This window comes from Pleomorphomonas sp. T1.2MG-36, from assembly GCF_950100655.1.
GTDB lineage: Bacteria > Pseudomonadota > Alphaproteobacteria > Rhizobiales > Pleomorphomonadaceae > Pleomorphomonas.
Map to the genome: position 1 here is coordinate 1 of NZ_CATNLY010000052.1, position 26,768 is coordinate 26,768.

The 26,768-nt window shown below is 65.7% G+C and carries 29 protein-coding genes; 19 read left to right on the forward strand and 10 right to left on the reverse strand.

All coding sequences use genetic code 11. The features are described from left to right. Nucleotides 1-913 precede the first annotated feature (913 nt). The 11 genes from QQZ18_RS21085 to QQZ18_RS21135 all read left to right on the forward strand — a co-directional run bounded on the left by QQZ18_RS21085 (nucleotide 914) and on the right by QQZ18_RS21135 (nucleotide 12,605). Entirely contained in the window at nucleotides 914-1,429 is a 516-nt protein-coding gene (locus tag QQZ18_RS21085; RefSeq protein ID WP_284542965.1) for an SH3 domain-containing protein, read from the forward strand. Between the two features lies 1 nt (nucleotide 1,430). After that, complete coding sequence (locus tag QQZ18_RS21090; protein WP_284542966.1) at nucleotides 1,431-2,030, forward strand: cation transporter; 600 nt, start codon at nucleotides 1,431-1,433, stop codon at nucleotides 2,028-2,030. A gap of 557 nt (nucleotides 2,031-2,587) precedes the next feature. Further along, the gene (locus tag QQZ18_RS21095; protein ID WP_284542967.1) at nucleotides 2,588-3,313 is read left to right on the forward strand and encodes a hypothetical protein; all 726 of its coding nucleotides are present in this window, start codon (nucleotides 2,588-2,590) and stop codon (nucleotides 3,311-3,313) included. Between the two features lie 92 nt (nucleotides 3,314-3,405). Continuing rightward, on the forward strand, nucleotides 3,406-4,278 hold the full coding sequence (locus QQZ18_RS21100) for a hypothetical protein (protein ID WP_284542968.1): 873 nt from the start codon (nucleotides 3,406-3,408) through the stop codon (nucleotides 4,276-4,278). Nucleotides 4,279-4,309: 31 nt separating this feature from the next. Further along, nucleotides 4,310-5,197 carry a hypothetical protein gene (locus tag QQZ18_RS21105; protein ID WP_284542969.1) on the forward strand — a complete coding sequence of 296 codons (888 nt, stop codon included), beginning with the start codon at nucleotides 4,310-4,312 and terminating at the stop codon, nucleotides 5,195-5,197. Between the two features lie 666 nt (nucleotides 5,198-5,863). Next, a complete protein-coding gene (locus tag QQZ18_RS21110) occupies nucleotides 5,864-6,571 on the forward strand; it encodes a hypothetical protein (protein WP_284542970.1) in 708 nt (235 codons plus the stop codon). 43 nt (nucleotides 6,572-6,614) lie between these two features. Then, entirely contained in the window at nucleotides 6,615-7,544 is a 930-nt protein-coding gene (locus QQZ18_RS21115; protein ID WP_284542971.1) for a hypothetical protein, read from the forward strand. A gap of 25 nt (nucleotides 7,545-7,569) precedes the next feature. Beyond that, nucleotides 7,570-9,447: a hypothetical protein gene (locus QQZ18_RS21120; protein WP_284542972.1), complete on the forward strand. Its 1,878-nt coding sequence runs from the start codon at nucleotides 7,570-7,572 to the stop codon at nucleotides 9,445-9,447. A 214-nt stretch (nucleotides 9,448-9,661) separates the two neighbouring features. Next, nucleotides 9,662-11,527: a hypothetical protein gene (locus QQZ18_RS21125; protein WP_284542973.1), complete on the forward strand. Its 1,866-nt coding sequence runs from the start codon at nucleotides 9,662-9,664 to the stop codon at nucleotides 11,525-11,527. A gap of 317 nt (nucleotides 11,528-11,844) precedes the next feature. Further along, entirely contained in the window at nucleotides 11,845-12,222 is a 378-nt protein-coding gene (locus QQZ18_RS21130) for a DUF134 domain-containing protein (RefSeq protein WP_284542974.1), read from the forward strand. Then, complete coding sequence (locus tag QQZ18_RS21135; protein WP_284542975.1) at nucleotides 12,219-12,605, forward strand: NifB/NifX family molybdenum-iron cluster-binding protein; 387 nt, start codon at nucleotides 12,219-12,221, stop codon at nucleotides 12,603-12,605. Before QQZ18_RS21130 ends, QQZ18_RS21135 begins: the two co-directional genes overlap by 4 nt. 740 nt (nucleotides 12,606-13,345) lie before the next feature. Here QQZ18_RS21135 and QQZ18_RS21140 read toward each other — a convergent pair. Then, nucleotides 13,346-14,068, reverse strand: a complete 723-nt coding sequence (locus QQZ18_RS21140; RefSeq protein ID WP_284542976.1) for a type 1 glutamine amidotransferase — start codon at nucleotides 14,066-14,068, stop codon at nucleotides 13,346-13,348. 242 nt (nucleotides 14,069-14,310) lie between these two features. Between QQZ18_RS21140 and QQZ18_RS21145 the strand changes: the two genes are divergently transcribed. Together QQZ18_RS21145 and QQZ18_RS21150 are read left to right on the forward strand one after the other, a co-directional pair. Then, nucleotides 14,311-15,213, forward strand: a complete 903-nt coding sequence (locus QQZ18_RS21145; RefSeq protein WP_284542977.1) for a DUF4405 domain-containing protein — start codon at nucleotides 14,311-14,313, stop codon at nucleotides 15,211-15,213. A 113-nt stretch (nucleotides 15,214-15,326) separates the two neighbouring features. Beyond that, nucleotides 15,327-15,452 carry a hypothetical protein gene (locus QQZ18_RS21150; protein ID WP_284542978.1) on the forward strand — a complete coding sequence of 42 codons (126 nt, stop codon included), beginning with the start codon at nucleotides 15,327-15,329 and terminating at the stop codon, nucleotides 15,450-15,452. Between the two features lie 12 nt (nucleotides 15,453-15,464). Here the strand turns inward: QQZ18_RS21150 and QQZ18_RS21155 are convergent, their stop codons facing one another. The 4 genes from QQZ18_RS21155 to QQZ18_RS21170 all read right to left on the reverse strand — a co-directional run bounded on the left by QQZ18_RS21155 (nucleotide 15,465) and on the right by QQZ18_RS21170 (nucleotide 17,011). Next, nucleotides 15,465-15,896, reverse strand: a complete 432-nt coding sequence (locus tag QQZ18_RS21155; protein WP_284542979.1) for a hypothetical protein — start codon at nucleotides 15,894-15,896, stop codon at nucleotides 15,465-15,467. Between the two features lie 33 nt (nucleotides 15,897-15,929). After that, on the reverse strand, nucleotides 15,930-16,238 hold the full coding sequence (locus tag QQZ18_RS21160; RefSeq protein WP_284542980.1) for a class I SAM-dependent methyltransferase: 309 nt from the start codon (nucleotides 16,236-16,238) through the stop codon (nucleotides 15,930-15,932). 186 nt (nucleotides 16,239-16,424) lie between these two features. Then, nucleotides 16,425-16,832: a type II toxin-antitoxin system MqsA family antitoxin gene (locus QQZ18_RS21165; protein ID WP_284542981.1), complete on the reverse strand. Its 408-nt coding sequence runs from the start codon at nucleotides 16,830-16,832 to the stop codon at nucleotides 16,425-16,427. Continuing rightward, entirely contained in the window at nucleotides 16,829-17,011 is a 183-nt protein-coding gene (locus tag QQZ18_RS21170; RefSeq protein ID WP_284542982.1) for a type II toxin-antitoxin system MqsR family toxin, read from the reverse strand. The genes QQZ18_RS21165 and QQZ18_RS21170 overlap by 4 nt, the downstream gene beginning before the upstream one ends. 469 nt (nucleotides 17,012-17,480) lie before the next feature. On the opposite strand from QQZ18_RS21170, the gene QQZ18_RS21175 reads away from it, so the two are divergent. Next, on the forward strand, nucleotides 17,481-17,639 hold the full coding sequence (locus tag QQZ18_RS21175) for a DUF3309 family protein (protein WP_284542983.1): 159 nt from the start codon (nucleotides 17,481-17,483) through the stop codon (nucleotides 17,637-17,639). 111 nt (nucleotides 17,640-17,750) lie between these two features. On the opposite strand, the gene QQZ18_RS21180 is transcribed toward QQZ18_RS21175, so the two are convergent. Both QQZ18_RS21180 and QQZ18_RS21185 read right to left on the reverse strand, forming a co-directional pair. Further along, nucleotides 17,751-18,068, reverse strand: a complete 318-nt coding sequence (locus QQZ18_RS21180) for a type II toxin-antitoxin system RelE/ParE family toxin (RefSeq protein WP_284542984.1) — start codon at nucleotides 18,066-18,068, stop codon at nucleotides 17,751-17,753. Then, nucleotides 18,058-18,339 (reverse strand): ribbon-helix-helix domain-containing protein, encoded by a 282-nt coding sequence (locus tag QQZ18_RS21185; RefSeq protein ID WP_284542985.1) that lies wholly within the window; start codon nucleotides 18,337-18,339, stop codon nucleotides 18,058-18,060. The genes QQZ18_RS21180 and QQZ18_RS21185 overlap by 11 nt, the downstream gene beginning before the upstream one ends. Nucleotides 18,340-18,677: 338 nt before the next feature. Between QQZ18_RS21185 and QQZ18_RS21190 the strand changes: the two genes are divergently transcribed. The 4 genes from QQZ18_RS21190 to QQZ18_RS21205 are packed head-to-tail and all read left to right on the forward strand — an operon-like array spanning nucleotide 18,678 to nucleotide 22,417. Next, the gene (locus QQZ18_RS21190) at nucleotides 18,678-19,280 is read left to right on the forward strand and encodes a hypothetical protein (protein ID WP_284542986.1); all 603 of its coding nucleotides are present in this window, start codon (nucleotides 18,678-18,680) and stop codon (nucleotides 19,278-19,280) included. Continuing rightward, nucleotides 19,277-21,373: a hypothetical protein gene (locus QQZ18_RS21195; RefSeq protein ID WP_284542987.1), complete on the forward strand. Its 2,097-nt coding sequence runs from the start codon at nucleotides 19,277-19,279 to the stop codon at nucleotides 21,371-21,373. The genes QQZ18_RS21190 and QQZ18_RS21195 overlap by 4 nt, the downstream gene beginning before the upstream one ends. After that, nucleotides 21,363-21,818, forward strand: coding sequence for a hypothetical protein (locus QQZ18_RS21200; protein ID WP_284542988.1), 456 nt, complete (start codon nucleotides 21,363-21,365; stop codon nucleotides 21,816-21,818). Before QQZ18_RS21195 ends, QQZ18_RS21200 begins: the two co-directional genes overlap by 11 nt. 2 nt (nucleotides 21,819-21,820) lie before the next feature. Next, complete coding sequence (locus QQZ18_RS21205; protein WP_284542989.1) at nucleotides 21,821-22,417, forward strand: virion core protein, T7 gp14 family; 597 nt, start codon at nucleotides 21,821-21,823, stop codon at nucleotides 22,415-22,417. Nucleotides 22,418-22,462: 45 nt separating this feature from the next. Here the strand turns inward: QQZ18_RS21205 and QQZ18_RS21210 are convergent, their stop codons facing one another. Continuing rightward, entirely contained in the window at nucleotides 22,463-22,864 is a 402-nt protein-coding gene (locus QQZ18_RS21210; RefSeq protein WP_284542990.1) for a hypothetical protein, read from the reverse strand. Between the two features lie 346 nt (nucleotides 22,865-23,210). On the opposite strand from QQZ18_RS21210, the gene QQZ18_RS21215 reads away from it, so the two are divergent. Continuing rightward, nucleotides 23,211-24,119, forward strand: a complete 909-nt coding sequence (locus tag QQZ18_RS21215) for an HNH endonuclease (RefSeq protein ID WP_284542991.1) — start codon at nucleotides 23,211-23,213, stop codon at nucleotides 24,117-24,119. Nucleotides 24,120-24,151: 32 nt separating this feature from the next. Here the strand turns inward: QQZ18_RS21215 and QQZ18_RS21220 are convergent, their stop codons facing one another. Together QQZ18_RS21220 and QQZ18_RS21225 are read right to left on the reverse strand one after the other, a co-directional pair. Beyond that, a complete protein-coding gene (locus QQZ18_RS21220; RefSeq protein ID WP_284542992.1) occupies nucleotides 24,152-25,723 on the reverse strand; it encodes a Fic family protein in 1,572 nt (523 codons plus the stop codon). Between the two features lie 338 nt (nucleotides 25,724-26,061). After that, nucleotides 26,062-26,676: a TetR/AcrR family transcriptional regulator gene (locus tag QQZ18_RS21225; protein ID WP_284542993.1), complete on the reverse strand. Its 615-nt coding sequence runs from the start codon at nucleotides 26,674-26,676 to the stop codon at nucleotides 26,062-26,064. Nucleotides 26,677-26,768: the final 92 nt, after the last annotated feature.

Consider the following 26,768-nt stretch of genomic DNA (forward strand, 5'->3'; position numbering starts at 1 on the left):
GATGCGGTGAACGTGTTCTTCCGGAAAACTTTACCAAGCCAATGGCCTAAGTTGAGAGACTTTATATCCGATGACTTCCATATCATCGATCCGAGAAATTTCCGGGTTTTGATGTAGGCCGGGTATAAAACAAATAGATAGAGTGTTGCGTGTGGGTGTGAGCGGGTGTGCCCTCTACTGGGGCGCGCAATGCGCCAAGTGGGTTGGCGCGCGGTCTATCCCACTGTTCCTTCTATATAAATTGTCATCCTTGCGAAAGCGAGGACCTCAGGCCGGAAGGGGCGATCGGCCCATATAGCGCAGCCTTGTTTCTGGGAGCTCGATAGGGCCGCTGCGCCATCTCGTCCCGAGGTCCAAGGGGGAGCCGGGATAGGGGGCGTGAAGGGGAGCGCTATATGGGCGTGGTGCTCCATTCGGCCTGAGGTCCTCGCTTTCGCGAGGATGACAGTTAATTGATATAAAACAAATAGATAGAGCGTTGAGTGTGGGTGTGAGCGGGTTTGCCCTGTTGGGGTACGCAATGCGCCAAGCGGGTTGGTGCGCGGACTATTCCACTGTTCCATCTATATAAATTGTCATCCTTGCGAAAGCGAGGACCTCAGGCCGTAAGGGGCAAGGGGTTGATATCGGGCTCCCTGTTTCTGGGAGCTTGATAGGGCCGCTGCGTCATCTCGTCCTGAGGTCCAAGGAGGATCTCGGGAGGATGGGCGATCGGGGAGTGTCCGGCGCTGCCCTACCCGTGGACGGCGGGCAGTGTCGCGGCCGTCCGTCGCGTAAGGTTGGAGGATTGGCCGTCGCGTGCTAGCAAAAGCAACCGTCGGCCGCGCCGAGTGCCTGCCGGCCCCATGCCCCGGCGCCATGTGCCAGGGCTCCCGCGCACCCTATCGTTCGAACATGGATTGCCCGAGGAGACATGAGCCGCACCTTTCGATTTTACTGCGTCGCGGCCTCGGTGGCGCTCTCTGTCCTGCTTGCGAGCGAGGCGGCGGCGGCCGGGTTGCGCGGGCCGTCGGGGCTGCCGCTGCCGCGCTTTGTCAGCGTCAAGGCGGCCGAGGCCAATGTCCGGCTCGGACCCGGCGCGAGTTACGGCGTGAAATGGACCTTCGTCCAGCACGGCCTGCCGGTGGAGATCTACCAGGAATTCGGCCACTGGCGGCGCATCCGCGACTGGACCGGCGAGGACGGCTGGATTTTCGGGCCTCTCTTGTCGGGCCGAAGGACGGCGCTGGTGGAGCCGTGGTCGGACGGCGACGCGGCCAAGCTCAAGACGCGCCCCGGCGGCCGGGTGGCGGCGGTGCTGGAGCCGGGCGTCGTCGTCCGCCTGCGCGGCTGCGACGGCACGTGGTGCGAGGTGGCGACGTCGGCGGTGTCGGGCTTCGTGCGGCAGGACCGCCTGTGGGGCGTCTACCCCGGCGAGCGGTTCGACTGACATGGCGGCCTCCTACTCCCCGCCCTGGGGCCCGCTTCGCCGTGCCGCGATGATCGTGGCGGTTCTCAACCTCGGCTACTTCGGGGTGGAGTTCGCCGTGGCCCTCGCCATCGGCTCGGTGTCGCTGTTCGCCGACAGCGTCGACTTCCTCGAGGATACCGCGATCAACCTCCTGATCGTGCTGGCGCTGGGCTGGTCGGCGCCGGCACGGGCGCGGGTGGGCATGGCGCTTGCCGCCATCATCCTGGTGCCGGGCCTCGCCACGCTGTGGACCGCCTGGCAGAAATTCATGGTGCCGGTGGCGCCGGAGCCGCTGGCGCTGTCGCTCACCGGGCTCGGGGCGCTGGCCGTGAACCTCGGCTGCGCGCTGCTGCTCGCCCGCGTGCGCCACCACGGCGGCAGCCTCGGCAAGGCGGCCTTCCTGTCGGCCCGCAACGACGCTCTCGCCAACGTGGCGATCGTCGCCGCCGGCCTCGTCACCGCCTTCCTGTGGCCCTCCGCCTGGCCCGACCTGATCGTCGGCCTCGCCATTGCGGCGATCAACGCCGACGCCGCGCACGAGGTGTGGGAAGCCGCGCGGGAGGAGGGGAAGGCGGGGTAGGGGGGGAGGGGGAGAGTTGGGGCCCTATATTGGCGTGGGTGCCTTCTCGTCCTGAGGTCCTGGCCTTCGCCAGGATGACAGTATTATGGTGACGTTTCAGTGGGATAGGCCGACCGCGAGCCGCACCATCGCAGCGTATGCCTCAACAATAAAGCGCGCAACCTCAGCCCGAAAACCCAGCGCCTATCACGACGCCCTATGAAAGCACACAAACTCTATCCGATTGATTCCCATACATAATGCTGGCCTCCTTGCGGGTGCGAGTATCTCGGGCAGAACAAGGCTCTCGGCCGATATCAGGCTCCCTCTCGCCGTGGCCTGACACCACCCTCTCTGCCTTCGCGAGGGCTTCCGCGAAGGGCCACCTGCCCCCTGTCCGTATTTCCATGGGGGTCCGCAGGACTGCGGTTGTGGGACCCATGATGCCAACATAGATTGCTACCTTGGGCTGCTGACACGGCTTGGCTCGCCTCTCTCTTGGGGCATGACGACGGTGTCGTTTCGTCGACGGTGGATGGAGGCCACGCCGGAGTGCGGCGTTTGGGGGCATTGAAGAGATGGACGATTACGAGGTTTGGCGGTGGGCTGTCACCGGGGCACTGTCGGGCTGTGCCGGCGCCTACATCGCGATCCTGAACAAGCGCCAACCGGTGATCTGGGGCGTGATCTGCTTCCTGACCGCCGGGCTTGGCTTCATCGCGCTGATGCTCCTCGGCAAGGCGCCGGAACCGAGGCCGCTTCGGGGCGCGGCCTGGGACATCGATCTCAACAAGGCACCGGCGCCCGTCCCCGCGAGCTCTGCGAACCCCACGAGCTCCGTCAGGCCCGAGCAGGCCTGGTGGGATCACCTCAAGGACATCGACCCCGACGTGAGGCAGGCGGCCGACGAGGTGGCGCGGCTGTCGCCAGCCTATGAGGACGTGCTGGCCGACCGGTTCCTCACGCCGACGGACAAGAAGGACCATCTCCGCTCGCTGGTCGAGGAATTGCGTGCGGAGCATGCCGCGCGCGTCGAGCCGCCGGTTGGCGAAGAGGACGCCGGTTTGCAGGCCAAGCGGAAGCTGGCGCTGGAAAAGCGACTGGAGCGCTCGAAGGCGATGATGGCCGAGATCGCCGCCAACGGCATGGTCTGCCGGCAGACCGGCAAGAAGGTGGCGTTGATGCAGCTCTATGCCGGCCGGCATGTCGACGATCACGGCTACGCCTACCTCCGCTACGAGGACGGCACCCGCGAGCTGAGGTCCGGCGACTACTTCACGCAGGCGCCGAGCGACGAGCCGTAGCTTCGGCTGCGCCCGGGGCGGGGCGCACTGCGATGGGGTGCGGAGACGCCGTTTCGTCGGGGCTTTGGGGACGTTGTGAAGGGGGCAGTCCGTTGGAAGAGCTGGCCGTAAAAGTCGTCATCAGTGGGCCGTATAATCTTGTTTCATATGGCTTGTTGCCGTTCGTGGCAGGGGCGCTTGCTGCGATCTTCGTACCCAAATCCGAGTTGAGGCTCGCGAGAGGGACTTACGTTTTCGCTATCGGGCTGGCCGGGCTTGTCCACGCACTGTGCTTTTTCTCCTGGGCGCATACGGCCGAGGCGATCGTGGCCGGAAGAGCCTGGATGCTGATGCTGGATGCGGCGAGCGCGTGGTTTGCCTTAGGACTCGTCCTGGCTTTGCTGGCGGTCGCAAGGTCGTACGATGCATACGGCCATGCCCAGGGCGCCGTTCTCGCCTTTATCCCCATTGCGAACCTCTGGCTTATTTTCTCTCGGTCGAGAGACAAAAGCGGCGCGGTGTTCCCATGGTTCGCGAAGGGCTTTGTCGGCGTCGTGCTCGGTTTGGTGCTTGCCACCTCGGGTAATGCCGTGACGAAGCAGATTCTCGAGGATAGGGTTAGTTCTATACTCGACAGTAAAACTTTTCCTGGAGAGACCTATGCGCAGTTTCTTGTCAATAATTGGGGGCTCAGGGATGCTCTAGATAATATTTTCAACTTTGATGGGAAGCCCTTCGACGTGGATTTCACCACCACTCTTGTCGATATGGATGTCGAAGGGACGACGGTGTCGTTCTTTTACAGATTGGGTGCGCTGGGGACGATGTTTGGTGTCTCGGAGAGTTCGATCAAGGCGAATGCCTGCGACACTCCTCTGGTTTTGACCCTTCTGCGCGCCGGGGCGACCTTCAAGCATGTCTTTAAAGATAAGAACGGCCGCGATGTCAGTGTCGTGACGGTGAGGCGCGGCGATTGCGAGAGCTGACCGGCTGGGCGGGAGTGGAGACACGGTGACGGTGGCGGGGTTCAACGATTTCGCATTGGGTTTCATGGTGATGGGCAGTGGCCGGATCGCGCTCGCCAGCTTCGGGTTGCTGATCGCGGGCGGCGCGCTGTCGGCCTTTCTGTTCGTTTCGACGGCGCGGACGGAGCGGCCCCGCTACGTGCTGGGAAACGCGGCGCTGTTGCTGGCGGCGACGTTGTCGGGGGCGATGCTGATCCCGGCGCCGGGGGTGATCGAGAAGGGCCTTGCCGGCCCGCTGTGGCTCGTCTGGGCGCTGGCCCAGATTGCCTGCGGCTTCGCCCTGTGGCGCCTTGCCGAAACGCGCTCGCGCGACGCCTACGGGCATGCCGGCGCGGCGCCGCTGGCTTTCGTGCCGCTGGTCAACCTCTGGCTGATCTTCGCGCCGCGGCGGCTGGAGAGCGGAGAGGCCGACCGGCCCGGAGCGCAGATGGGCGACATGGCGGCGCTGGTCGTCGGAATCGGGTTCGTCTGCCTGTCGCTGGTGGTGACGAGGATTGTCGCCGAGCGGACGGAGGCGGCCCTGCGCGGGGGCGGGGCGCCGTCCGAAGAGGCGTGGGTGCGATACCTTCTCGACGGGCACGGCCTCGAAAGGACGATCGAGGTGCTGGCGGCCGGCAGCCTGCCGCCGGCCGAGCCGGGGGCAAGCAACCTCACGCGCAGGGAGGCGGTGGGGACGGAGCTGCGCGGCACCTATGTGATCGACGGCGAGGGCTACACCTTCAGCGACGGCTTCCGCCAGGTGTTCATCATGACCGAATGCTCCGCCGGCACCGACCTGTTGCTGCTGAAGGCCGGCGCCACCATTCGCCACGACTATTTCGACAGGACCGGCGCCAAGCTCGGACAGCAGGCGATCACCATCAAGGATTGCCAGAGCTGACGCGACGGCTCATCGCGCGGGTCCTTGGTGCAAAGAAAGCCGCAGGGCGAAGGCTTGATATCGAGTCCGCCTTTCCCCTGTCGCCATCGTTGCGCACTGCATCCTTGGGCGCTCTATATCAGCGTTGCACTCCGTTCTGCCTGAGGTCCTCGCTTTCGCAAGGATGACAGTATTATATATAGGAAACAATCGGATAGCCTTGTGTACCCTCATGTAGCGTCGTGATCGGCGCTTGGCTTTGGGGCTGAGGGTTGCGCGCTTCAATTTTGGGGCATGCGCTGCGATGGTCAGTTCGCGATTGGCCTATCCCACTGAAACGACACTATAATACTGTCGTCCTTGCGAAAGGCGCTTGAATTCGCGTGCGAATTCAAGGTGTACCTCGGGCAGAACAAGGCTCGCGGCCCATATCGCGCTCCCTGTCATCGGCGCCGGACATTGGTCTCCGTCGTGGATCGTGCCGGAAGAGTTGTGCGGTTCGGGGACTCCCGCGAAGGGTGGCGGGTAACCTTGTCCTTATTTCCAAGGCGAGTCTGCAGGATTGCGATTGTCGGGCCCATTGGGGCTGCCTAGATTGCCACCTCAGGCTGCTGACACGGCTTGGTTCGCTCCGCTCTTATAGCGTGGCGTCGGAACCGGCGGGCGGGGTTTGGGGGCATTGACGACATGTACGATTACGAGATCTGGCGGTGGCTCTTCGCGGCGTGCCTGACGGGCTTTGTCGGCGGTTACATCGCGACGCTGAACGGGCGGAATCCCTGGATTTGGGGCGTGGTCTGCTTCTTCACGGCGGGGCTGGGCCTCATCGTGCTGATGATCCTCGGCAAGGGGGCGGAACCGAAGCCGCTGCCCCGCGCGGCCTGGGAGGTCGACCTCAACGCCGCGCCGGCGCCCGTTCCCGTGCGCCCCGAGCGCGCCTGGTGGGACCACCTGAAGGAGATCGACGCCGACGTTCGGGAGGCGGCCAGCGAGGTGGCCCAGCTGTCGGACGACTATGAGGACGTGCTGGCCGACCAGTTCGTTTCGCCGACGGACAAGAAGGACTATCTCCGCTCGCTGGTCGAGGCGCTGAAGGCGCAGCATGCCGCGCTGGTCGAGCAGCAGGCCGGCGAGGACGAGGCGGCGCTGCCGTCGATGCAGGCCAAGCGCAAGCTGGCGCTGGAAAAGCGCGTCGACCGCTCCCGGGCGATGATGGCGGAGATCGCCGCCAACGGCATGGTCTGCCGGCAGACCGGCAAGAAGGTGGCGCTGATGCAGCTCTATGCCGGCCGGCAGATCGATGACCACGGCTATGCCTACCTCCGCTACGAGGACGGCACCAGCGAGCTGAGGTCCGGCGACTATTTCGCGCTGGCCCCGAGCGACGGGCCATAGCCTCCCGCCCTGTCGGGAGCGACTGTTTGCATGGGAGAGGGACGTGACGGACGAGTTGGCGATCGACTTCATCGTGCGGAGCGAGTGGCAGATCTGGGCCACGGCCTTTGCGCTGGCCGTGCTGGGCGCCGCGATGTCGGCGCTGCTGTTCATTTCGAGCGCGCGCATGGCGAGGGCGCCGTATTTCCTCGGTTGCTGCATCGTGCTTGTGGTGATGGCGTTCTCCAAGGGGATGCTGGTGCCGACGCGGAACGCCATGGAAAAGGGCCACATGGCGGAATGGCTGGCGCTCTGGGGGCTGGTGCAGGCTGGCTGCGGCTTTGCGCTGTGGCGCCTCTCCCTGGCGCGGGTGAACCACGCGGGCCGCCATTGGGGACTGGCGGCGCTGGCCTTCGTGCCGCTGGCCAATCTGTGGCTGTTCCTCACCCCCGGGCAGGGGGAGACCGCGCTCGCGCAGGAGGCGCCCGGCCCGATCCGCCGCGAGCGCTCGTCCGGCCCTGCCGCCATCCGGCTGGTCGCGGGAGTCGCGGTCATCGCCGTGGCCCTGACGGCGCTGGTTGAGATCGACAAGCTGAAGCGGTGGGCGCTGGTCTCGGCCAAGGGGATTCCGTTCGGCGTGCTGGTTCAGTACGTGCTGAACAGGGATGGCGTGGAGAAGACCATCGAGCTGATCGCCGGCGTGCCGGTGGGGGCGGAGGCGCAGAGCGGCATGATCAGGAAGATCGACCACAGCGCGGATGGCACGACGCTCAAGCGGACCTTCCTCATCGACTCCGACGACCCCAAGCTCGTCGATCCCTCCGACCCCGAACTGGGCAAGCTGATCCGGGGCGCGGTGGTGCAGCGCGCCTGCGAGGAAGAGGATCTGGTGCCCTTGATGAAGGCGGGGGCCTCCATCGAGGAGACCTATCGGGACCGGCAGGGCCGGGAGATTGAGACCGTGACGATGACGTGGGGCGATTGCGAGAGCTGACCGACTGGGCGGGAGTGGGGGAGACATGACCTTGGAAGCGGTTGCCACCGCCTATCTCATCCAGGTGCCGGACGACCTTTGGATGGGGGTTTATGGCCTGGCGTGCGTCGGCGGGCTGGTCGGGTCGATCGCCGGCTTCTGGCTGACCAAGCCGCTGCGGCGGCCGGCGTATTTCTTCTGGGCCAGCCTTCTGGTCATGGCCATCAGCGGCTCCCAGTATTGGCTGACATCGGGGCCGGCGGCGATCGTCGCCGGGGCGGCCTGGCCGCTGATGATCAAGCTGATGCTCGGGCCGGTGGTCGGCGGTTTCCTCATCGGCCTCCTGTCGGCGGCGCGCTCGCTGGATGCCTTCGGCCACCCCAAGGCGGCGCCGCTGATCTTCGTGCCGCTCGTCAACCTGTGGCTGGTGCTGGCGCCGTCGCGGATACCCAAAGAGCGACAGGAGGATGTGGGGCCTGTCAGCGGCGCCGGAGTGGCGTCCGCGTTGGCCGGTTTCTTTCTCCTGACGGGGGCGAACATTTTCGGCTCGCTGCTGGTCAACGACGTGGCGCGCGCCTTTGGCGATGCCGAGGGCGTGCCGCTGGACGTCAGCGTTCAGTACCTCGTGAACGTGAGGGGGGTGAACGGTGGGGCCGTGTTCATCGCCGACCTCGCGACGCCGCCCTACCAACTGTCCGACACCCTGACGCTGTCGGACATCGAGGCATCGGGCAGCGAGCTCACCACGACCTACACCTACACCGGCGACGCGCCGCTGACGGAGGCTTTCTGGAACGAGGTCCGGTATCAGGCGTGCTCCAATGAGCTCAAGGCGCCGCTCGTCAAGGCCGGGGCGACGGTGCGCGAGATCTATGTCGACGGCGGCGGGCGGCGGCTGTGGGAGGCGACCGTCACCCGGCAGGACTGCCATCTCAAGCCGGAGGTGGGGGGCTGGTCGCGCCTTGCCGGGCTGATCGGCGGCTGGCCGAAGGCGATGACGCTGGAATACCGGGCGGTCGGCTTCAGCCTCGATGCCGATTGGCGGATCCAGACGGCGGGGCTGTGTCTTCTGGCGATCGGCGGGCTGTTCGCGGCGCTGTTCCAGCCGCGCGGCGGCACCGCGCGCCTGGGGCGGGGGCTGTATTTCCTTGGCAACTGCGCGCTCATTCTGGTGGCGGCGGCCTCTCTGGCCCTGCTGATCCCGACGCGTGAGGCGGTCTTCGGCGGTTACGTCGGCTGGAAGGTGGCGCTTTGGGCGCTGGCGCAGGCCGCCTGCGGCTTCGCCCTGTGGCACCTTGCCGTCCTGCGGTCGCGCAGCGCCTGCGGCCACGGCAAGGTGGCGGTGCTGGCCTTCATCCCGATCGCCAATGTCTGGCTGCTCGTCGCGCCCGAACGCCAGACGGGCGAGGGCGGCGACGCGGCCGAGGTCGTCGTGCGGTCCCGGCCGACGCCGATCCCCGTCGTTTCGGGCCTCGCCGGGCTGGCGGCGCTGGGGCTGGCCTATGTCGTGGCGGAAGAAATCGACACGCGCACCATCGTGAGCCTCGTGGTCAACGAGGATTTCCCGCCGGAGATGCGTGTCGAACACATGCTGGGCCGGATCGGGCTTGAGAAGACGCTGGAGGCGGCGACCGAGGCGCCGCCGGAGCCCGATGGCGACAAGCTGGTGCCGCAGCTCGCCCACTCGGCGCAGGGAACGGAGCTTCTGAGGACGTTCCTGATCACCCCGAGGGTCGTCGCGGAGATGGAGGCCGGCAATCCGATCTTCGCCACCTTCTTCACCCAGATGGCGCGCAACGAGATCTGCGACGGCCGCACCTTCATTCCGCTGTTGAGAGCCGGCGCCACGGTCATCAACAGCTACGGCGATGGCGCGCGAGAGAGGGTGAAGATCACGCTGACGGCGGCCGATTGCGGGCTATAGGGCGCCGGTCGATCTGATTGAATCAGATCGGCGCCCTAAGCTTTTGTTTGCAGCGCATCATCTTGCCGATCCTCGTTTCACTCCGGTCGGATGATGCTTTAGAGCGCTGTTCGATCTGACTGAATCAGATCGGCGCTCCAAGCTTTTGTTTGCAGCGCATCATCTTTTCGATCCTCGTTTCACTCTGGTCGGATGATGCTGTAGGGCTCTGGTCATGGAAGAACTTGCATCCGCTTATCTCATGCAGGACGGGCTTGCCTACTGGCTGAGCGTCTATGGCCTGATCGTCGCCGGCGGGCTCGTCGGCTGGATCTGGTCGGCGCTCGGCAGGCGGCGGGCGCGGCTGGGGCAGGCGCCGTTCTTCGTCCGGCTCTGCCTTGCCACCTTGTTCCTCTGCGTGGCTCAGATGGCCTCCTTCAAGTCGCCGGAGGCGATGGCGTGGATGGTTGAGACGCGGTTCGCCGCATGGCTGACGGCGTCGTCGCTGATCGGCGGCGTCTATATCGGGCGCATCGCGGCGGCGCGGTCGCTGGATGCCTTCGGCAACATGAACGGGACGCCGCTGGTCTTCATTCCGGTCGTCAACCTCCTGCTGGCGCTGATGGCGTCGGAGGAGGCGCGCCCCGCCCGGCGTTTCGGCCTGATGCATGGGGAGGAGGGGGCGGTGTTCGGCGTGATCCTTCTCGTGCTGGCTGGCGGGAGCTTGTGGTTCGCCAGCATCCCGAGCGGCGACCTCGAGGAAGTGCTCGTCTTGATGAAGGCCATGAACGCCACCGCGACGCAGAAATCCATCCGGGAGGACGGCCTTCCGAAGGCGCTGGAGTGGCCGGCCGAACTCGCCAGGAGATCGCCCGATTACGACGACACCTATGTCTACACCGCCGCCGAGATCGACCGGGAGACCATCACCTTTACCCTGAGGGCGCAGAAGCCGGGGGGCTCCGCCGACGCGGGCGTGCTGCGAGGGCGGCGGGAGAAGCTGTGCGACGATTCCGTGAATGCCGAGTTTCTCAAGGCCGGCGCCACCTACCGGACCGTTTTTCTCGACAGCGACGGCCGCGAACAGGCAACGGAGACGACGACGGCCGCCGATTGCACCTTTCCGCCGCTGCTCCGGCCGTGGTGGGCGGCGCCGCCATCCGAGATCCGCCTGTCGGACGCCCTCGGGCTCGACGGCGCCACGCCGAAGGAGAAGGCGCTGAGCTTTCTCATCCTGCCCGACAGCCGGATATGGCTTGTCAGCCTCGCCCTGACCGTGCTGGGCGGGCTGGGATCGGCGCTCGTCCGGTCGACGGGAACGGTGGGCCGGGCGTCGTATTTCCTTGGCAACTGCCTTCTCGCGATGGTGGCGGTGGGGTCCTGGGTCCTGCTCATTCCGACGCCGGTGGCCATGGTCGGCGAGCGTCTGGCGGCGATGGCGGGGCTTTGGGCGCTGGTGCAGGTGGCCTTGGGCGTCGTGCTGTGGCGGCTGGCCGCGCGGCGGTCGCGCGATGCGCATGGTCATGCCTGGGCGGCGCCGCTGGCCTTCATACCGATCGCCAATGTCTGGCTGCTGATCGCCCCGGCGCCGTCCCCGTCCCTGGGCGAGAAAGCGCCCGATGCCATCGTCGTCCGTCCGGTCTATTCGCGGCGACAGGCCGTGAGCGTTCTGGTCGGCCTGATGCTGCTTGGCGGATCGTACCTGGCCGCGGTGGAGATCGAAGAGGCGATCAGCCGCGCCCTGCTGGGAGACGAGGCGCCGCCGGAGCTGTGGATCCGACTGGCCATCAACAAGGAAGGCATCGAGACCGTTCTCAAGGGGCTGGCCGACGCCAGGAACCCGGACCCGCTGCCGGGCGAAGCCTTCACCCTGACCAAGATGCGGGCCGACGGGCTCGATCTTTATGAGACGTGGACCGTCAACGAGGCAAGCGGCCGCTTCACCCTGCGCCAGAAGGCCCAGTTCAAGGACTACCATTGCTCGGTCGAGAACGACGTTTCGTTGATGAAGGCCGGGGCGGTCCTCCACCATGCCTATGTCGCCCCAAGCGGCCGCACCCTCGGCACGATCAAGGTTTCCAAGGATATCTGCGGGCTATAGCGCGCTATTCGATCTGATTGAATCAGATCGGCGCCCTAAGCTCTTGTTTGCAAAGCATCATCTTGCCGATCCTCGCTTCGCTCCGGTCGGATGATGCTGTAGGGCGCCGTTCGATCTGATTGAATCAGATCGGCGCCCTAAGCTTGTTTGCAAAGCATCATCTTGCCGATCCTCGTTTCACTCCGGTCGGATGATGCTGTAGGGCGCGGGGTGGGCGACTTCCCCGCCGGCTCTGTTGTGGGTATACGTGCATAACCGACTGTCGCGCCGGGGATCGGTGGCGCATATTATGGGTGCATTCCCAAAACGGAGTCCGGATGGCACGACCGCAGAAGCCCCGCACCGTCAGCGACGATTTGCCCGCCAGCTACTTCAAGCCGCAGGGCATTCCGCTGGTCTCGCTGAGCGAGATCGTGCTGACGCTGGACGGCCACGAGGCGCTGCGCCTCGTCGACGTCGAGGGGCTGGACCAGCAGGAAGCGGCGCTCAGGATGAACGTGTCGCGGTCGACGCTGTCACGCATCCTCGCCGAGGCGCGGCGGGTGACGGCGACCGCCATCACGCGCGGGCTGGCGCTGCGCATCGAGGGCGGCGCCGTGGCGCGGCCCAAGGATGGCGGCTGCGGGCACAGGCCGAAGGACAGCTTCGTTGCGGGAGATACGCCGATGAACCTGAAGGACGAAGACCGATCATGACCTTGCTTGCCGTTCCCTCCGACGCCCCCGGCGGCTTCGATGCCGACATTTCCGGCCACTTCGGCCACTGCGACGCCTTCTCGCTGTTCCGCATCGACAACGGAACCGTGGTGGAAACGGCCGTGCTGCCGGCCCTGCCGCACGACAACTGCCTCGCGCCGGTGCGGCAGCTGGCCGAGCGCGGCGTGACGGCCATCGTCGCCTACGGCATGGGCGCGCGGCCGCTCAACGGCTTCCTCGCCTCGGGCATCCAGCCGTTCCACGCCGTCGAGCACCGCAAGGTGGGCGAGGTGGTCGACGCCTTCCTGAGCCAGCAGCTCCCCGCCTTCAGCCAGGACCACACCTGCGCGCATCATGCGGAAGGCGAGGACTGCCACCACTGAAAAAGCCGGCCTGAGAATTCTACTGGGGTGGGGCATCTAGCTTAGAGCGCTGCGCTTCCGGTGCTCACGAACCGTAAGTTCGCTCCGCTCCGGTTCTCGAACGCGTCGCCATCTACCGCACCCCAGCGAATTTTGAGGCCGGCTTTTGGGAGCGAGCTGGAGGGGAGCCCGATAGGGACCGGGGAGCCACTTCCTGCCTGAGGTCCTGGCTTTCGCCAGGATGACGGGAGGGGGATAGGGGCGGGAGTCTCTGCTGGTTGCGGAAGCACGTCGGAGGCACGACGCATCTCTTTGTTTTATATCACTCTCCTGTCATCCTCGCGAAGGCGAGGACCTCAGGACGAGAAGGCGCGGCGGCTTGTATCGGGCTCTCTCGGTTCATGGAGCACGATATTGGCCGATTGCCTTGTTCTGCCTGAGGTCCTGCGCCTCACGCGCAGGATGACAGCATGATGGTGGTGGGAGCCTCTTCTTGTGCCGGAGGCGCGGTGGAAGCGCGGCGCATCTCTTGTTTTATATCCCCCTCCTGTCATCCTGCGCTTCATGCGCAGGACCTCAGGACGAGAAATCGCAGCGGCTGATATCAGGCTCCCTGAACAGGGTGCGTGATAAGGGCCGATTGCCTCTTTCTGCCCGAGGTCCTCGCCTGCGCAAGGATGACGATTTATATTTAGGTTTCAGTGGGATCGGCCGGTCGCAAGCTCATTGAGCGATGCGGATGCCTGCGATAGCAGGTGCTCCTACAGCCTTGCCCGATACTCCGCCACCAGCTTGTCGAGGAAGGCGAACAGTTTCTCGTTCATCGCCGTGTAGTCGTTCTCGCGCAGGGCGGCGGGCTGCTGGACGAAGCGGTGGGCGGTGAGGGTGGCGAGTTCGGATTCCGAGGCGGCGATGAGGAGGTCGATCACCTCGGGGGTGAACTCCATGTGGCACTGGAAACCGTAGGCGAGCGGGCCGTATTCGACGATCTGGCGCGGGCAGCCTTCGCTGGTGGCGATCACCACGGCGCCGGGCGTCAGGCCGGGCATGTCGGAGTGCCAGTGGCCGACCTCGAGGGTGGGGCCGAAGTGGGCGAACTTGTCGTGGGCAAGGCCGGCCGGCGTCAGCGCGATGGGGAACTTGCCGATTTCCTTCTCGGGGCTGTGCTCGCAGGCGGCGCCCAGCGCCTCGCCCATCAGCTGCGAGCCGAGGCAGACGCCGACGACGGCCTTTTGGGCGGCGACCGCCCGGGCGATCAGCGCCTGCTCGGCGCGGCTGTCGAAATGCGGGCATTCTTCCAGCGTGGTGGCCGGCGACTGCGGGCCGCCCATCACCAGCAGCATGTCGAAGCCATCGACGGAGGCCGGCAGCGCGTCGCCGACATAGACGCGCGAATAGGCCACCCTGTGGCCCCGGCTCGCCGCCCAGGTTTCATAGGCGCCGGGCGCCTCGAAGGCTTCGTGGACGACGATGTGAATGCGCATGGCTCGGTTCCTTTCAATCGGTGGGCGACTGTATCGGCAGAGGGCCGGCGAGCGAAAGCCCCGACGAGGCGCAGCGGACATTTGTAACGAGGCGTATCGCCGGCCCTGCCGCCGCGACGGACGATTACAAAGCATCGGTATATTCGCGATTGCCAAAATACAGGCGTTGGCAACAGTGGCGGCAGGGGCGACGGGCCGCAGCTCGGGATTTGCGGCGCCGACGCCGGTGGCTGGAGGCAATGATGAGCGAGATGACGAGCGGCCGGCGGTTCAGCTGGCGGGCCATGACGTCGATGATGACCACGGGTGGCTTCCTGATCATGGGCGCCACCGGACTGATGCTGTTCGCGACGCCGGAAGGGCGGCTCGCCTACTGGGTGGACTGGTCGCTGGGCGGCCTGACCAAGGAGGAGTGGGGGGCGATCCACGTCACCTCCAGCCTGTTGTTCCTGATCGCCGGCTTCGTCCACCTGTGGTTCAACTGGCGGCAGTTCGTGGCCTATCTGCGCCATCGCCTGGAGCGGAAACTGTCGATCCGGCCGGAGGCACCGGCGGCGACGGCGCTGCTGGCCGTGCTGGTGGCGGGCACGCTCTGGGGCGTGCCGCCGTTCACCTGGGTGCTCGACCTCAGCGCCGCCGTCAAGGCGTCGTGGTCGGTGGATGCCAGCCTGGAGCCGCCGTTCGGCCACGCCGAGGAAGCGAGCCTCGACACCATGGCGCTGCGCACGGCGACGCCGGTGGGGGCGATCGTCGGCGCCATCCGCGCGGCCGGCTACACGGTGGAGAGCACGGCCGACACGCTGCGGCGGGTGGCCGACCGCAACGGCGTCAGCCCTGCCGAGATCTGGGTGGAGGTGGTGCGGCGCGTGCCCTCGGCGGCGCCGGCGCCCATCGATGCCAACGCCGCCTGGACGCCGGATCTGGTCGACCAGCGCTTCGAGGGCGCGGGCTTCGGCGCCAAGAGCATCGACGCCGTGGCGAAGGAACTGGCGCTTCCGACCGACGAGGTGGTGGCGCGCCTTGAGGCGGCCGGCATCGCCGCCACGCCCGGCGACCGGCTGAAGGCCGTGGCCGAAACGGCCGAGGCGACGCCGACGGAACTCCTGAAGGTGATCCTGGTGCCGGGCTTCAAGCTGCCCGAATGAGGACGGGTGGCGCGCCGCTCGGAACCGGGCGGCGTGCGCGCCGTTGTCCGGTCAGCGTCGGGCGTTCTGCCCGCGCGGCTTATGGAAGGGGCGGCCCCGCCGCCATCACCGACATGTTCCTTTGCTCCCGCCGGAACGGGCCCCTGCGCCGGGCCGTGAAGATCGCCATCCTCTGGACCGCCGTGGCGCTGGTCGTCGCGCCGGTGGTCGGCCGGATCATCGACGAACAGGGGAAGTAGGGTTGCGCGCCATCAAACGCCTTCGTTCGCCGGTCGCCGCGCTTCGAAGGTGATGATCTCGTCGTCCTTCTGCGGCGCACGTCCGTGCTGGTAGTTCCCCGACACGATCACGTCCTCAAAACCGGCGGCCCGTAGCGCCAGCGAGAACTCGTTGACGCCCCACCAGCGCAACTTGAACAGATCGAGTTCGGTCGCCACCAGGTTTCCGCCCTGCCAGTGCTCGTAGCGGAGGTGGGAGAGGGTGGTCTGCGCGATATAGTCGGTTTCGACCCGGTGATCGGTCAGCGTCAACAGGTCGCCGTCGTCCGTCATCCATGAGCGGATGGAGCCGGACCGGCCAAGGAAGCCGCCGATGGGGTCGAGGTCGACGATCAACCGGCCGTTGGGGGCCAAATGATCGTAAAATCGCCTCAGCACGGCGTCGGCCGAGGCGACATCGGTCACCAGTTGGAATGACCCCACGGGAAGGATGATCGCTTAGAAGCGCTTGTCGTAGGAGAACTCCGCAAACGTCTGCCGCGTCAGGCTGGCGGAGAGGTTTCGCGCACGGCACGCGGCCCGGCAATAGTCGAGCATCTCCTCGGAAGCATCGAACCCTTCGACCGCGTATCCCGCTTCGAGCAGCGGGATGAGAATGCGGCCGTTGCCGACGGCGGGCTCCAATATGGGGCCGGCGTCGCAGTGTTCGAGACGCTGCCGATAGTACGCCTGATCCCCGAACGAACGGCCGACCGGCTTGTCCAGGTTGTAGACCCAGGACGCAAGCTTTCCGTACCGATTCTGCATGTCATTCCTCTGGAGATGGAGCCGAAAAGACGGGGGCGGTTGCCGACCGGGCGTTCTATAGACGGTCGGCCGCGAAACGGGAAACACCCCGGCAAGGTGGCGAGGATGTCGCCGCCGCTTCCCTCGGCGGCTCCCGCGCGTCCGCTCCCAGGTTGATCGTGGCTTGTGCTGCCGTGCTGGGGCTTCCTACGCCCGCTTCAGCCGTTCCAGCTCCTCCGGATGGCGGTCGAGCAGGCGGAACAGATTGACGACGGCTGGCGCAGGGACGACCTTTCCGGTCTCGTAGCGCGAGAAGGCATTGTGGCCGCCGCCGGTGAGCTGTGAGGCTTCCGTCTGGTTGAGCTTCAGCTTCTTGCGGATGCGGCGCAGCTCCTCGCCGGCCGCCCGGCGGGCCGCCAGCACAAGGGCATCGCCGGCCGCCGCGTAGCGCTCGGCGCTTTCCGCGTCATATTCGGTCTCGCCGCATGCAGGGCAACGGAAGCCTGACAGGCCTTCGACCTCGGCCGTGGCGCCGCGATAGTCGACCCGGTGCGTCTCGCCCGAGAAAGGCGCCATCTCCGCGCCGGCATCGCAGCTCATGCAAATTCGGCTCATGGCTCCAACTCCTTGAACTGAATGACCGGAGCGCCATCGGCCCTGAGCGTCAGCTTGACGTAGGCTTTCCCGGCAGCGGTGTCGACGTGGTAGACGTCTTGCCAGATGGCGCTGTCCGCATAGGTGGTCATCGACTTGTAGAGGCAGTGTGGCGTAAGCCGACATACCGCCTCGATCATTTCGGAAAGCGTGAGAAGGCAGCTGCCCGTCGTTGCCGAACGAGGACGAGGATGGCCGACAGGTCGTAATGGGCTGTCCGCTTTTCCATGGGCAGATATTACCCTTGTAGGGTAAATCTTCAAGGGCTGGTTCTACAAGGTTGACGCCGTGCTTCCGCTGGCGACCGGGGGAGGCCGACGGATGTCCACGACGCTTTCCCGAGCGGGATATTTGGCCTGCCGGATGCCTGGCAATCTCCAGTTTATTCCCGCTCGGGAAATCAGGCTCGCCGCGTGTGGCTCCAAGTCCGCACGCACTGCTCCGGGCGATGTCCGTTTCTTCGTTCCGGCCGCCTGCGCAGCCCAACGAAACGCACCTCACGGTCGTCAGCATGGAACCGGCAGGGCCTCTCCGGAATTTGGTTAGGGTGGATCGATATTTCTCGCGGGGGACAGTCTCTCCGCGTCCCTCAAGCCACGGAGGTCGCACATGACACTCGGCACAATCCTGATCATCGTCCTCATTGTCATTCTGCTCGGCGCCCTGCCGACCTGGCCCTACTCCTCGCGCTGGGGTTACGGCCCCTCCGGTGGCCTCGGCCTGATCCTGCTGATCCTCGTGATCCTGATGCTGATGGGACGAATCTAGCGTCTCGGAGTCCGTCACTTGACGGCTGGAACGAATACGCCGCCGCGATGGAGAGATCCGTCGCGGCGGTTTCTCGTTGATGCCCCGCGCCCTACGGGTCGCCGTCGTGGTTCACTCGGGCAGCAGGCTGCGCAAGTCTCTCCGACCATCAACCACGCGGACGATCTCTACGGTTTCAATGGGGCCATCGTCCGTGTCCGGTTCGGTTTCGTAGAGCAGCACAAAGGGGCTTTCGACGAGCATGCGGGCCGCCGGATGGATGTCTGGGCGCCTTGCGCCGAGGCGTGGCTGATCGACCAGGAGCTGCGCCTTATGCTCCATTCGCGCCAGATAGCGATCGGCTGCCGCTGGCTGTTCCGCGCCGATCGTCAGGTAATTGTCGATGAGATCGGCTCTAGCTTGGGGCGTCCAGGTGAGTCTAGCCGCCATGACGCGAGGCGCTCTTGAGCTTGGCGCGCGCCTCTTTCCTCAGCTCGCCGAAATCGAGCGGTGCCGCCGGGCCGCTGGCCTTGCCCTCATCCCACAGCGCCTTGAGGCGACGGATTTCCTCGGAGCGGGCCAACCACTTGGCTTCCCAGTCGCGCATGGCCTCGCGGACGATCTCGCTGGTGGTGGCATAGGCACCGGTGCCGACGGCTTCGCGCATCATCGCGGCCTGCTGGGCGGTCAGGGCGAGGCTCATTTTCACGACGTTGGGCATTGTCGCCTCCTGCTCGTTGGTAGGAAAGTTTACTACCACCATCGCATCCTGCCAAGATGATCGATCGCGGGCGGGTGGAGTTGAGACCTATATCCACCTTCCGCTTCATTCTGCCCGAGGTCCTGCGCCCGCGCGCAGGATGACAGAATTATATAAATAAAACAGATAGATATGTTGTCTTCCTGCGCGAAGGCCGCTTGAATTCGCGCGCGAATTCAAAGTGGACCTCGGGCCGAAAGGGGCGAGCGACGCCTATCGGACGCCGTCGGTCCGCCGCCGCGCCGTCACCGCGCAAACCACCGCCTGCCTAGAGTGCGGCACGGTTTTCGAGGTGGTCCATGGCATCGACGGTTTCCATTTGCAATCTGGCCCTTGGCCATCTCGGCGCCGACAAGATCGACGCGCTTTCCGAGGCGAGCAGCGAGGCGCGGGCGTGTAATCGCTTCTATGGGCAGACGCTGGACGCGCTGCTGGCGGCCGGTCCGCCCTGGCGGTTCGCCCGCCATGCGACGGTGCTGGCCGAGGTGACCGGCACGGCGGCTGACGCGGGCAGTCTCGGCCGCTGGGCGCATGCCTATGCGCTGCCGGTGGACCTGATGCGGGTGCGGGCGCTGCGGCCGTCGGACGGGCCGCTCTCGGCCGATGGCTCGTACCCTTACGAACTCTCCGGCGACCGGCTCCATGCCGACGTGGCGCCGGCCGTGCTCCACTACATCCGCCGGGTCGACGACCCCTCGAAGTTTCCGCCACTGTTCGTGGAGGCGCTGTCCTGGCACCTCGCGGCGCGGCTGGCCATGCCGCTGACGCGCGAGCCCGGCCAGCGGCAGGCGGCCTTCCAGATGGCCTTGCAGACGCAGGCGGCGGCCGGCGCCGCCGACGCCAACGACGAGCGGGCCGAGGTGAGCTTCGTTTCCGACTATGAAAGGGCGCGCGGGGCATGACGCTCAGGGCCTATCAGCCGGCCTTCGTCGGCGGCGAGCTGTCGCCCGCCCTCTGGGCGCGGGTCGACACCAAGAACTATGCCGTCGGCCTGAAGACGGCGCTGAACCTGACCATCCAGGCGCACGGCGGGGCGAACAACCGCGCCGGCCTGGAGTTCGTGGGCGAGGTGAAGGCGAGCGGCCACCGAACGCGGCTGATCCCCTTCCAGTTCAACGAGAGCCAGTCCTACGTGATCGAGTTCGGCGAGGGCTCGCTGCGCTTCTGGCGCAATGGCGGGCTGATCGTCGCCCCGGGCGGCGGCGCCCTTGAGCTGGCCTCGCCCTATTCCTCCGCCGACCTCGACGAGCTGGTGTTCGCCCAGGAAGCGGACGTGATGTACATCGTCCACCCGCGCCACCCGGTGAAGAAGCTGTCGCGCTATGCCGACGACACCTGGACGCTGACGGAGCCGACCTTCGCGCCGGCCATGACGGCGCCCACCACCGTCGCCGCGGCGGCGCAATCCAGCACCTCCGGCCAGACCGGCTACAAGGCGCACACCTATCGCTACAAGGTGGCGGCGGTGAGCGAGGCCACCGGCGAGGAGAGCCTGCCCTCGGGCGAGGCCTCCTGCGTCAACGACCTTACGGTCGACGGCGGCATCAACCGTGTGACGTGGAGCGCGGTGACCGGCGCTTCCAAATACGTGGTCTACAAGTTTTCCAACGGCTCGTTCGGCTACATCGGCTCGACCACCGACCTTCTCATCGACGACGAGAATATCACCGCCGACACGGCCGACGGGCCGCAGATCGGCCGCAACCCGTTCTCGGGGCCGGGCAACTACCCGCGCGCCGTCACCTTCATCCAGCAGCGGCTGGCGCTGGCCTCCACCGACAGCGAGCCGCAGGCGGTCTATCTCTCCCAGACCGCCAACTACGAGAATTTCGGCTACGCCTCGCCGGCCAAAGACAGCGACGCCATCACCTTCCGCATGCGGGCGCGGCAGGTGAACATCGTCCGGTCCATGCTGGCGGCGCGCTATGGCCTGCTGCTGCTCACCTCGTCGGCCGAATGGGTGGTGACGGGCGGCTCGGCGTCGGACGCCATCACGCCCAGCGCCATCGTCATCGCCAACCAGGGCTACCGCGGCGCGGCGCCGGTGCAGCCGATCAACGTGGGCGAGACGGTGCTGTTCGCCCAACGCTCGGGCGGGGTGATCCGCGACTTCTCCTACAGCTACGGCGACGACGCCTGGGTGGGCAAGGACCTGACCATCATGAGCCGCCACCTGTTCGAGAACCGCTCGATCAAGGCCTGGGCCTATGCGCAGGCGCCGAGCTCCATCGTCTGGGTGGTGCTGGACGACGGCTCGCTGGTGTCGCTCACCTACATGAAGGAACACGAGGTGTGGGCGTGGACGCGGCACGAGAGCGGCGCCGGGGCGATCTTCGAGGACGTGACCACCATCGCCGAGAACGGCGAGGACGTGCCCTATTTCGTGGTCAAACGCACCATTGGCGGCGTGGCGAAGCGCTATATCGAGCGGCTGCATACCAGGGCCTTCGACCGGGTGGAGGATGCCTTCTTCGTCGACTGCGGCCTCACCTATTCGGGGCCGCCGGTGACGCGGCTGATCGGCCTTGCGCACCTCGAGGGCTGCGAGGTGGTGGCGCTGTCCGACGGCAACGTGGTGCGCGGCCTCACCGTGGAACATGGCGCGGTGAGCCTGCCGGTGGCGGCCGCCAAGGTGCATGTCGGCCTGCCATATTCGGCGGTGCTGCAGACGCTGGATCTCGACCTCGGCATGGTCCAGGACATCGGCTCCGTGCAGGGGCGCTTCAAGTCCGTCTCGCGGGTGGTGCTGCGCGTCGAGAAGACGCGCGGCATCTTCATCGGCCCGCGCGACGAGGCGCGCGACGGCGAACGCACCGTCGAGTTCAAGCAGCGCTCCACCGAGGCGTGGAACGAGGCGATCGGCCTTTACACCGGCGACATCGACATGGTGCCGCCGGCCAGCTGGAACCGGGCCGCCGGCATGTTCGTCAAGCAGTTCGACCCGCTGCCCATGTCGATCCTCTCGATCATGCCGGAGGTGACGCTTGGGCGTTGATATTCGGATCGTGCCGGCGCGCGGCAAGCACTGCCGGTCGATCGCGAGGCGCATGCGGGCGGAGGATGCCGAGGAGTGCCGGGCGATGGCGGGTCTCTCGCCGCTTGTCGGGCTCAGGCTGTCCATGAAGCGCTCGCAAGCATTCACGGGGCTCTATGACGGCCGACCCGAGGCGATGTTCGGCACGTCGGATCTCAACGTGCTCGCCGGCATCGGCTCGGTTTGGCTCCTGGGAACGGACGAGATCGCGCGGCACCCCAGGGATTTCCTGAGTCTTTGCCGTGAGTGGCGGCCGAAACTGTTCGAGCGCTATTCCGTGCTGAGGAACGTGGTCTCAGAGAGCAACGCCGCCTCGCTCCGCTGGCTCGTCTGGCTGGGCGCGCACTTCTACGAGCGGATCGAAGTCGGTGGGCGGGGCTTCTTGTTATTCGAGCTGAGGAAATAAACATGTGCGTCGATCTCGGAACCGCATTGATGATTGGCGGCGGGCTGTTGGGCGGCGTCAGCCAGATCGCCAGCGCCAATGCCCAGTCGAAGGCCGCCCGCTATAACGCCGAGGTGCAGCGCAACAACGCCATGCAAGCCGAGCGGCAGGCCAAGAACGTGCTGGAAGCCGGCATGCGCGAGGAGCAAAAACAGAAGGCCATGACGCAGCAGCTGATTGGCAAGCAGCAGGCGACCATAGCCGCCAGTGGCGTCGACCCGACCTTCGGAACGCCGCTCGACCTGATGGTGAACACAGCCATGCAGGGCGCCATCGACGACCTGACAATCAGGGTCAGCACCTACCGGCAGCACGACGACGTGCGCAATCAGGCGGTCAGCTACCGCAACCAGGCGGCGCTCTACGACATGGAAGCGAAGAACAGCCGCACGGCGGGAATACTGAGCGCGTTCGGGTCGATGGCGTCGAGCTTCGGCAGCGCGTATGCGAACGCGGCGAAGATGAATCCAGGCTCCGCCGCGAAAGGAAAAGTTGTTCTGTCCGGAAGACCATATGGCAGCAGTTGGGACACCCCTTCCTTCGACGTCGGTTGGGGTTAACGTCCGTCCGGCCAAAGGGCATAGGGCCTCAGACTCGTATTTCGCCTACTGCATGCGCCGGCTCGGCGCTTCGGCCGGCATGCGGGGCGGCGCCTTCTTGCCTTTCCGGTGGTTGATCACCACGTCGAGCGCCGCCTGGAACGGCGCGGTGACGTTGCTCTCGAAGATGATGCGCTCCCGCTCGCTCATGCCGCGCGTGTAGGCCTCCTGGGAGGCGGCGTTCGCGGCAGCGCAGGGGCCCTGGAGCATTACCGTGGCGATCGTTCCGGCATCGGAAACCCGGTCGTCCACCTTCGCCACGTTCCTGTAGAGGCAGTTGACGAAGCGATCGACGGCGGCCGACTGCTCCGCCTCGCTGGCCGGCGGTGGCAGTGGCGTCGTGTTGCAGCCCGCCATGACGAGAAGAAGGGCAGTGATGCCGATGGTCTTCTTAAGGCCCGCTCGCACGACAGATATCCTCCCAGCCGATTCCACTCGCCCGACTATGTCGCGTGCAGAGCGAGGCGGCAACGGGATGCAACTTTCTTTTGCATCAGGGTGAATACGGCGGGGGGAGGGTGATATGGGCCTGGGCGATTTCTCGTCCTGAGGTCCTGGCCTTCGCCAGGATGACAGAATTATATAATTGAAACATATATTTAATTGTCATTTTGCGCGGAGGCCGCTTGCATTCGCGCGAATGCAAGGTGGACCTCGGGACGAGACATTGAGCGGGTGATATCGGGCGTCCGCCTCGCTTCGTCTGCGTGCGTTTCCACATCCAAGGATTGCCGCGCCGTGCTACCAATCGGCCATGTCCTTCGGCGTGTTCATTCACCGCTTCGATTCGATCTATGACGACAGCCCGGCTGAGCGCTATCAGTTCCCGGCGCAGTATCTCGGCCGCGTCAGCGCCTGCGTCGGCGACTGGATCGTCTATTACGAGCCGCGCAAGATCCGCGACACGAAGGGCTATTTCGCCATCGCCCGCGTGGCGCGCGTCGTTCCGGATGCGACGCCGGGCATGTATGTCGCGGAGATCGAACCGGGCAGCTATCTCGACTTCGTCAGTCCGGTGCCGTTCTCCGACGAGGGCGGGGTGATCGAGCGCGGCGTTCTCAATGAGGACGGGCGCATCTCCGGCCGCGCCCAGTCGGCGGTGAGGCCGATCAGTGCCGCCGATTTCGACCGCATCCTGGCGCGCGGCTTCCACGAGGCGCAGCCCGAACTGCCGCGCATCGGCCCGATGCCGGATGCCGAGGCGGGCGTGGACTTCGGCGAGGGACCGCAGGCGCCCTTCATCCTGGAGCAGCCGCGCCTGCGCGTCGAACAACTGGGGTCGCGCATCGTTCGGGACCGGCTGTTTCGGCGCGTGGTGCTCCGTGCCTATGACAAGCGCTGCGCCGTGACGGGCCTGAGGCTGATTAACGGCGGCGGACGGGCGGAGGTGGATGCGGCGCACATCCGCCCCGTCGAGGCCAGCGGGCCGGACATCCTGAGCAACGGCCTGGCGCTGTCGGGAACGGCGCACTGGATGTTCGACCGTGGCCTGATCAGCCTCGACGACGATTTCAGGGTCCTGGTGTCGCGGCACGTCAACGACCCCGACAGCGCGCGCGGCCTGATCAATCCGACAGGCCACGCCATCGTCCCGCCGCGCCCCTCCGACCGCCCCAGCCCGCATTTCCTCAGGTGGCACCGGGACAACGTGTTTAAGGTGTAGGGGGCGGAAAGCGTGGGATCAGTTGAAATCGCTTATGCTGTCCGAAAGGTCGGCCAACCGGTTTCTTCCGGTCGGGGAGGGGGAGGCGCGGCTACCAGTTCTGCGATGAAAGACGCCAGCGGTCTGGCGTTTTCGTGCGAGCTCGCTTCTTCCAGCGCCGCCATGTATTCGGGTTTCCGCGCGACCGGAATGATGGTCCAGGGGTAGCCGCCCGAGGCAAGCATCGCGTTCATGATGAAGCGGCCGGTGCGGCCATTTCCGTCTCCGAACGGGTGGATGTAGGTGAACACGAAGGGACCGAGAACGGCACCGATGCGGGGATCGGTCTCGCCGGCCAGGCAGTCGAGCATGGCGTCCATCGCCGGCTGGATGGAGTGTTCGGAAACCGGAACATGCGCCGAGCCCCGGATATAGACCGGATGCTGGCGGTAGCCGATCAGATCGACGGGCTTGGTGAAGCCTGCGTTGACCAACGGCCGGAACAACTCCGCTCGCCAGTCGGCGTGGCGCTCGGAGACGATCTCAGCCGCGTTCTCGCCATCCAGAATCCGGGCGACGTCTGCCTTCACCAGCTGAAAGGCCTGCCAGTAGCCGCGAGCTGCGAGCGCGTTACGGGTTTCAAAGTCCGCCTGCCGATGATCCGGATCCCAGTCTCCGGCGCTGACGCGTTCGATCAGGTCGGGTGTCACCTGATAGCCTTCAATGGACAGCGAGTTGTAGGCATCGCTGATGTACCGGTCCTCGATCTCTGCGAGGTAGGTGCCCTTCGACGGTAACAGACCGGTCGGCAGCGTGAAGCCGTCGAGCACGCTATCGCGCAGTGCCGACCAGAGAAGGCGGATGCGCGTATCGATCGCCGCGACCGATCGCTTCGGTAAACGAAACTCCGGCACCTCGCCATCGAATGGATCGGTCTCGCGGACGTCATATCCCGCCGCCTTCATTGCCTGTAGAATCTGGTCGGCGTCTCGGGGCCTGTCCAGTTTGCGGAAGGCTCCGGCAAGGCGACCTGCCGAGGCCGATGCGCCAGCGTCCACCAAGTAACGCAGAATATCTGTCGTGCCTCGGATCGATCCCAACACGGACAGGATGTCCTTCCTGATCGTCCGCCAGGCGTTGGGCTGGATTTCGCAAATGGCCGCGGCCGCCGGATAGATCGGGGTGCCATTGATCTCCTGAGGCTGGCCTTCGAAGTTCTTTCCCAGCACGTAGATGCTGGTGCCGTAGGGCAAGGGCAGATTGCCATTGGCATTTGCCTTGGCGTGTACGACGACCTGGGCCGGGACCTCCCACCTTTCCGCGTGGATCGCCACGGACCCCTCGGGCGAGATCACCCAGTTGCCCACGCCGAAGCGATCATTGAGGTATTCTCTTGCAAATTCCCAGAACGCCGAATGCCAGGCTGCCGCATCGAAGCCGAGCCGGGATGCGTAATACCAGCCCTTCATGATCTCTTGGATGTACTTGGCTTCGATGAGCCGTTCTCGATGCAGCCGGGATAACTCGTCGCTGCGGAAAACGCGCCGTTGGCCTTCGTCGGTCACGCCGACCAACTGCCGCAAGGAATCCGCGATCTTCTCGTTCAACGGCTTTCCCTTGGCCATCGGGGACTCCTGGATTGGTTGCGATCGAGTTTTGTTGGGAATTCACAATAGGATTATGTCGTAAATTTACGATTGAATCATGTCGTAAATTTACGATCGGATTATGTCGGGAAATCGCGATTGAGTTTTGCTGGTAGCCGTGAGACGGCTGATGCTGCTGGGCGGGCGATAGGGGCCGCTGCGACTTCTCGTCCTGAGGTCCTGGCCTTCGCCAGGATGACGATCCATGGGGAGGCGGGCGAGCGGATACCGCTTTGTTTCGTCAATATATAAAGTTATCCTGCGCTTCAGACGCAGGACCTCGTGACGAGAACGGGAGCCGCCTATATCGGGCTCCTTTATTCCCCCAGCCCCCGGCAGGCTGCCCTGACCAGCCACTCGATCTGTGCTTCGAGGGCCGTCAGCGGGACCGCCACCAGGCGCTCTTCCAGGCCTAGCGTGACGATGCCGTGGACGGCGGCGAAGAGGGTGCGGGCGGCTAGGGTTTGCTGGGCTTCGTCCATGTCGGGGACGAGGAGGGCGAGGGGTTCGGCGACGTGGCGGAAGAGGCGGAGCTGGTCGTCGGCGGCCCAGGCGGGGAGGGCGGTGCCGGCGGCGAGGCGCACCTCGAACAGGGTGCGCCAGAGCCTGAGATTATCCCTGGCGAAATGCAGGTAGGCGTGGGCGATGGCGACGAGGCGGGTGATCGCGTCGGCCTTCGTTTGGAGCGGCAGCGCCTCGGAGGTGGCGGTGAGCGCCTCGCCGAGGCGGGCGAGGGTGCGCGAGGAGACGCGCAGCGACAGCTCGTCGAGGTCGGCGACGATGTTGTAGAGCCCGCCGAGCGCTATGCCGATGTCGGCGGCAAGGTCGCGCGCCTTGAGGCTGGCCATGCCGCCTTCGGCGATGCGGCGCTCGGCGGCGTCGATCAGCGCGCCGAGCTGGGCCTGTCGCCGTTCGGAAAGGGGGGCATTCATCGTGATCGGCCTTCATCTCTTTCTGAAGGCAGCTCCGGACGCAAAACCGGTTCCCACTTTTGCTGGGCTGCCTTTGCTTGCCGGCAGCTCCG